This is a genomic window from Alcanivorax sp. P2S70 (genome assembly GCF_000475295.1).
Lineage (GTDB): Bacteria > Pseudomonadota > Gammaproteobacteria > Pseudomonadales > Alcanivoracaceae > Alcanivorax > Alcanivorax profundi.
In genome coordinates this window covers 1-5712 of sequence record NZ_AXBZ01000028.1, presented here as the reverse complement: position 1 = coordinate 5712, position 5712 = coordinate 1, and the positions used below count along the sequence as shown (strand labels likewise).

General features: G+C 58.6%; 7 protein-coding genes. 3 read left to right on the top strand and 4 right to left on the bottom strand.

The window, feature by feature from the left end; genetic code table 11:
• Positions 1-65 precede the first annotated feature (65 nt).
• The 3 genes from secB to Q672_RS26770 are packed head-to-tail and all read right to left on the bottom strand — an operon-like array spanning position 66 to position 1232.
• A complete protein-coding gene (gene secB, locus Q672_RS26780) occupies positions 66-539 on the bottom strand; it encodes a protein-export chaperone SecB (RefSeq protein WP_022985566.1) in 474 nt (157 codons plus the stop codon).
• 10 nt (positions 540-549) lie between these two features.
• On the bottom strand, positions 550-816 hold the full coding sequence (grxC, locus tag Q672_RS26775) for a glutaredoxin 3 (RefSeq protein WP_022985565.1): 267 nt from the start codon (positions 814-816) through the stop codon (positions 550-552).
• Positions 816-1232 carry a rhodanese-like domain-containing protein gene (locus Q672_RS26770; protein ID WP_022985564.1) on the bottom strand — a complete coding sequence of 139 codons (417 nt, stop codon included), beginning with the start codon at positions 1230-1232 and terminating at the stop codon, positions 816-818. The genes grxC and Q672_RS26770 overlap by 1 nt, the downstream gene beginning before the upstream one ends.
• Positions 1233-1344: 112 nt before the next feature.
• Here Q672_RS26770 and Q672_RS26765 point away from each other — a divergent pair, with 112 nt between their 5' ends.
• The 3 genes from Q672_RS26765 (at position 1345) to Q672_RS26755 (ending at position 4655) form a co-directional block, all read left to right on the top strand.
• Positions 1345-2496, top strand: coding sequence for a murein hydrolase activator EnvC family protein (locus Q672_RS26765; RefSeq protein ID WP_022985563.1), 1152 nt, complete (start codon positions 1345-1347; stop codon positions 2494-2496).
• Between the two features lie 69 nt (positions 2497-2565).
• A complete protein-coding gene (locus Q672_RS26760) occupies positions 2566-3891 on the top strand; it encodes a S41 family peptidase (protein ID WP_022985562.1) in 1326 nt (441 codons plus the stop codon).
• A complete protein-coding gene (locus tag Q672_RS26755; protein WP_031226521.1) occupies positions 3888-4655 on the top strand; it encodes a divergent polysaccharide deacetylase family protein in 768 nt (255 codons plus the stop codon). Before Q672_RS26760 ends, Q672_RS26755 begins: the two co-directional genes overlap by 4 nt.
• On the opposite strand, the gene Q672_RS26750 is transcribed toward Q672_RS26755, so the two are convergent.
• Positions 4640-5521 carry a bile acid:sodium symporter family protein gene (locus Q672_RS26750; RefSeq protein ID WP_022985560.1) on the bottom strand — a complete coding sequence of 294 codons (882 nt, stop codon included), beginning with the start codon at positions 5519-5521 and terminating at the stop codon, positions 4640-4642. The two genes, Q672_RS26755 and Q672_RS26750, sit on opposite strands and share 16 nt — an antisense overlap.
• Positions 5522-5712 lie beyond the last annotated feature (191 nt).

Here is a 5712-nt window from a genome sequence, read left to right as displayed (position 1 = left end):
GGCGCGGCCTCTTGCGTTTAAAAACAGGTCAACGACGCTTCGCGACGCTATTCACTGTTAACTGTTCACTGCACCGTTTCGCCTGCCGCCTCAGCCTGCGCAGCTTGCTGCTGACGCTGTTGCTGGTACAGCGCGTCGAAGTTGATCGGCTGTAGCACCATTTGCGGGAAGGACGCTTTGGCGACCAGATCGGAGACCACCTCACGGACATAGGGGAACAACATGTTCGGGCAGTAGGCGCCGAGCAGTTGGGCTCGCTCCTCCCCGTCGATACCCTTCACGGTAAAGATTCCCGCTTGCTTCACTTCCACCAGATAGAAGGTCTTTTCTTCCTTCTCGTCTTTGGCGGTTACGGTAACAGTGAGTTCAACCTCGAACTCATCACCTTCACCAATGCGGCGAGCACCGTTATTCAGTTGTACATTTACCTTGGGTTTCCATTCCTGCAGAAACACATCCGGCGCCCCTGGGCACTCGAAGGAAGCATCCTTCAGATAAAGGCGCTGCAGTTGGAAAACCTGTTGTTGTTCGTCAGCCATGTCTCTCTCCTTACTCCCCCGAATCAGCGCTGAGCAGGCTATCCAGCTCGCCCGCGCGCTCCAGAGCATACAGTTCATCGCAACCACCGATGGGGTGGCCATTTATAAATATCTGCGGCACCGTGCGTGCCCCGCCGCGCTGCTGCATTACCAACCGCTGCTGCGGATCGCGGTCCACATCGGTGTCCTCATAGGACACATTCTTGCTGTCCAGCAAACGCTTGGCGCGAATGCAGAACGGGCACCAGGCCGTGGTATACAGCTCGACCCGTGCCATCAGCCCTTCACCACAGGCAAAGAAGCAGACCGCCAGGCGTTGATTCCGCCCTGGATCCGATAGAGATCCGCGAAGCCCTTGGTGCGAAGCTGTCTGCCAAGATGTGAGGCCTTGCTTCCCATATCACAAGTGAGAATCAATGGTTTCTCCTTGTATTTTTCCAGTTCTGCAATACGCTCTAGGGCCTGACCGGCAGGAATATTGAGGCTGCCAGCAATGTGGCCGGCGCGAAATTCATCGCCCTCACGCAAGTCGATGATCACTGCCTCCTGCTGATTGACCAGATTGGTGGCCATTTGTGGGGTCAGGGGCTTGCCGCCGCGGCGGGATTCAAGCACAAAAAAGACTGCCCATAGCAGGAAAAAAGCGGACACCAGAAGATAATGGTTACTGGCAAACTCGAAAAGCTGACTCATGAGAACCCCGGATCAAGGTATACAGCCACAGCCGGGACCGCCGTCATCGCCCCCTGCTGCAAGATAAAAGCGGCGCCAAGTATACACATCCCCGGGGGGGTAAGGTAAAACCATGCGGTTGCATATCCTGTTATTGCTCCTGCTTCCCGCTCTTGGTCTGGCGGCAGGCACGCCGACCAAGGCCGATCTGGAAGAGCTGAAATCGCAAATACGCGCCCTCAGTGACGCCCAGGGCAAGGAACTGCGGGAACGAGATGCCTTGCAGGCAGAGCTTCGTGAAGCAGACCTGCGCATCAGCCGGCTGTCAAAAGAACGCCGCCAACTGGAACGCAAGGTCAGCGAATCCCAGCAACGCCTGGATGCACTTCGTGCAGATCAGGCTCGTCTCGCCAGGGACAAACAGTCCCAACTGGCCTGGCTGGCAAAAACGGTGCGCGCCAGCTACCAAACTGGCCGGCAGGAACGGCTCAAACTGCTACTCAATCAGGAGCAGCCGGATCAGATTGCCCGATTGATGCGCTACCAGGAATATTATCAACGCGCCCGAGCCGAGCGAGTCCAGACCCTCAGCCGCGAACTTTCGGATCTTCAGGCGATCAGCGTCAGAGTCAATCAGGCCCGCAGCGCCCTGCTGGATCAACGCAGCGACGTGCAGCGGCACGCGCAGAAGCTGCAACAAGCGCAAACCGCACGGCAGCAGACTCTCGCCACCCTCAACCAGTCACTCAAGGAACGGGGCGGCAGTATCGACAGGCTGAAGTCGGACCAGAATCGGCTTGAAAAGCTGCTGGCAGACATGCAACGCAGCCTTGACGACATCCCTGCCGAGATCGGCGGCAAACCCTTTGGCAAACTCAACGGTAAACTGCCCTGGCCTGTGGAAGGCCGTATTGCTACCAGCTACAACAGTCGTCGTGAGGGCGCGCTCCGTTGGCAAGGGGTGATTCTGTCTGCACCTGCCGGCACCCCGATACGGGCCATTCATCCTGGCCGCGTGGTCTACGCTGATTGGTTACGCGGCTATGGTCTACTTACCATCGTCGACCATGGTGATGGCTACCTCACCCTGTACGGACACAATCAATCACTGCTGCGCGAAGTGGGAGAGTGGGTGGCCACGGGTGACCCGTTGGCCCTTGCCGGCAACACCGGTAGCAACCAGGGCAGCGGTTTGTACTTCGAAATTCGTCATCGAGGCAAAGCCCAGAACCCGGCCCGCTGGTGCGACCGCCGTGTTACACTGCCTACGCTGGGACGCCTTTAATTCATGCGCCGCAGCTCACAAACAACATCGTGCCGGCCACAGGAATGGCTGGCCATCCGGGGATAATGAATGCCTGAATTCACGCTGACAGCCCTGCGCTCCGCCATGCTGGCGGGGATTCTATCCGCTTTGCCTTTCGGCTTCGCTCATGCCGAGGATCCTGCCCTGGACCAGCAGGCTCGCCAGCAGGGTGTCCCCGTGGACGAGTTGCGCGCCTTCGCCGAAGTCATGGAACGGATCCGCGGTGCCTACATCGAGCAGATCGATGATCGCGAGCTGCTCGAATCGGCCATCCGCGGCATGCTGTACGAACTCGACCCTCACTCCAGCTACCTGACCCCTGACCAGTTTGACGACCTTCAGATCACCACCACAGGTGAATTTGGTGGCTTGGGCATCGAAGTCACCATGGAAGATGGTTTCGTCAAAGTGGTCACTCCCGTGGATGACTCCCCTGCCAGCAAAGCCGGCATCCAGGCCGGCGACCTGATCCTGAAAATTGACGACACCTTTGTGAAAGGGCTGTCACTGAGTGAAGCCGTGGAACTGATGCGCGGCGAAGTGGGCTCCGAAATCGAGCTCATGGTGCTGAGCGAAGGGAAAGAAAACCCCCGCCAGGTCACACTGAAGCGCGACAAGATCCAGATGCACAGCGTCAAATCACGCCTGCTGGAGCCCGGTCTGGGCTATGTCCGCATTTCCCAGTTCCAGAACAATACCGGCAGCGATACTGCAAAAGCCCTGGAGAAACTGTCCGCCAAAGGGGAATTACAAGGACTGGTTCTGGACATGCGTAACAACCCGGGCGGCGTACTGGGGGGCGCAGTAGAAGTGGCCGACCTGTTCCTGGATAAAGGCCTGGTAGTCTATACCGAAGGCCGCCAGCCTGGCAGTCGCAGCGAATTCAAGGCAACACCGGGTGACCAGCTGGCTGGCGTCCCACTGGTCGTTCTGGTCAATGGTGGCAGCGCCTCCGCTTCTGAAATTGTGGCTGGCGCCCTGCAAGACCAACACCGGGCCATCGTGGTTGGCAACCGCACCTTCGGTAAAGGCTCCGTACAAACGGTACTGCCACTCAGTAAGGACCGGGCCCTCAAACTGACGACGGCTCGTTACTACACTCCGAATGGTCGCTCGATCCAGGCGGAAGGTATCGAACCGGACATCAGTGTCGACGTGGTCACCCGGCTCGAGGTGCGTGAAGACCAACATGTCCGGGAATCGGATCTTCCCCGCCACTTGAACAATGAAAACAATGAGCAGAAAAACAGCAAGAAAACCCGCTCTCTGGCTCAGGAAGACTACGCCCTTGCGCAAGCGCTATCCGTCCTGAAAGGCGTCGTACTTGCTCAAGCCGATCACTCCGACAGCAATCCTGACCCCGACACAGAATGAGGCTTCCGCTCCTGATAACCCTGGCTGTGCTGGCCCTCAGCCAGCACAGCCAGGCCTCTCCACGGATCGCGATCATCATTGATGACCTCGGCTACAGCTATTCCCGGGGTAAAGCCATCACGGATCTTCCTGCGGATGTGACCTGTGCCGTTATTCCGTTCTCTCCCCATGGATCACGGCTGGCAGAACGCGCCAGTCTGGCTGGCAAGGAGGTCATCGTGCACATGCCCATGGCCGCCCAACAACAGGCCAGACTCGACCGGGGCGGGCTGACGCTGGGCATGCAGCAGACGGAGATATTGCAGGCAGTGCGCGAGGCGCTAGGGCAGGTTCCCCAGGCCCGCGGGCTCAATAATCACATGGGCAGCGCCCTGACAGAGCAGGCCGAACCCATGGGCTGGTTGATGGGCGAACTGAAAGCGCACCAGCTATTCTTTGTGGACAGCCGCACCAGCGGCCGCTCTGTAGCGCAGCGCACCGCCCAGCGTGTCGGCATCGCCAGCGCAGGGCGAGATATCTTCCTGGATAATCAGCGCGATCTCGCCAGCATCAATCGTCAGTTCAACAAGCTGCTCCAGCTGGCACGACAGCGCGGGCAGGCAATCGCCATAGGCCACCCCTACCCGGAAACCGTGCACTACCTACAGCAAGTGCTGCCCCTGATGGAGCAAGCAGGCATTGAGGTCGTGCCGGTCTCGGACCTGCTGGAGGCGCCGGCAGTGAACACCGCCGATGCCTCCCCACAGGCTCAGGCAGAATCCTGAGCCCGGCCAATCCCGGTCATACGCGCATAGCCAATCATCAGGAAGCCGAACACAAACATCAGCACCCCATACACCGCTGACGGCACTGACATCGCCTCGGATTGCAGTAACGTCAGTGTCACCATCAACCCCAGCGTGCCATTCTTGATGCCAAGCTCGATAGCCACGGTAAAAGCCTGATCACGGCTGAGGCCAATCAGACGCCCGCCGACCATACCGAGCACGATGCCGGCCACATTGAGGATGATGGCAGACACACCCGCCTGCTTGAACAGATCCAGCGCCTCTTCGCCCAGCTCGATCAACAGCAACGCAATCACGGCCACCAACACCAGCAACCCGAGCAGACCGACGGCTTTCTCTCCTTTTTCCGCCCAGGACTGACGAAAATGCCGAATGGCCATGCCGATCGCGACAGGCAGGAGAATGATGACGATCAGGGTGATGATGGTGCGCAGCACCGGCAACTCGAAGCTTTGTGACGAGTCCTGAAAGCGCTCCAGTGCCCAGCCGGTGAACGCGGGCAAGGTCAACACCGTGATCAGACTGGCAAGCACCGTCAGCACGATGGACAGCGCCACATCCCCGCGCCCCAGATAGACGAACAGGTTGGACGTGGTTCCCCCCGGGCAGGCCGCAATCACGATCAGGCCAACCGCCAATGCCGGAGACAAATCCATGGCATGGGCCACGCCCAGAGCAATCAAGGGAAGCAGGAGGATTTGGCAAACCAGCCCGTAGGCGGTGCCTCGCGGGGCGATGGCGACTTCCCGGAAGTCGCGCGGGGTGAGGGTCATACCCATCCCCACCATGATCAGAAACAGGGATATCGGCAACCCGATATCAATCAATGCGCTGGAACCCATGTTTTACTCTCCCGTGGTCTTCTTATGTTTTGTTGTCGCAAAACATCGAGAGTAAAACAGGGTTCCATTTATGGCCAGTATTAGGGAGCCCCTGAATAACTCCTTGCACGCTCAGTCTTTCAGGCTGGCTCACAATCTAGGCGCGGTTTTGAAGGTGTATGTCCATCCATCGAGAAAGCGCAACAACGAGT

What these genes read in the sequence shown, in the direction of transcription:
- Q672_RS26760 (WP_022985562.1), top strand. Translation starts at nt 2,566, where the DNA reads ATGCCTGAATTCACGCTGACAGCCCTGCGCTCCGCCATGCTGGCGGGG.
- grxC (WP_022985565.1), bottom strand. Translation starts at nt 816, where the DNA reads ATGGCACGGGTCGAGCTGTATACCACGGCCTGGTGCCCGTTCTGCATT.
- Q672_RS26755 (WP_031226521.1), top strand. Translation starts at nt 3,888, where the DNA reads ATGAGGCTTCCGCTCCTGATAACCCTGGCTGTGCTGGCCCTCAGCCAG.
- Q672_RS26770 (WP_022985564.1), bottom strand. Translation starts at nt 1,232, where the DNA reads ATGAGTCAGCTTTTCGAGTTTGCCAGTAACCATTATCTTCTGGTGTCC.
- Q672_RS26750 (WP_022985560.1), bottom strand. Translation starts at nt 5,521, where the DNA reads ATGGGTTCCAGCGCATTGATTGATATCGGGTTGCCGATATCCCTGTTT.
- Q672_RS26765 (WP_022985563.1), top strand. Translation starts at nt 1,345, where the DNA reads ATGCGGTTGCATATCCTGTTATTGCTCCTGCTTCCCGCTCTTGGTCTG.
- secB (WP_022985566.1), bottom strand. Translation starts at nt 539, where the DNA reads ATGGCTGACGAACAACAACAGGTTTTCCAACTGCAGCGCCTTTATCTG.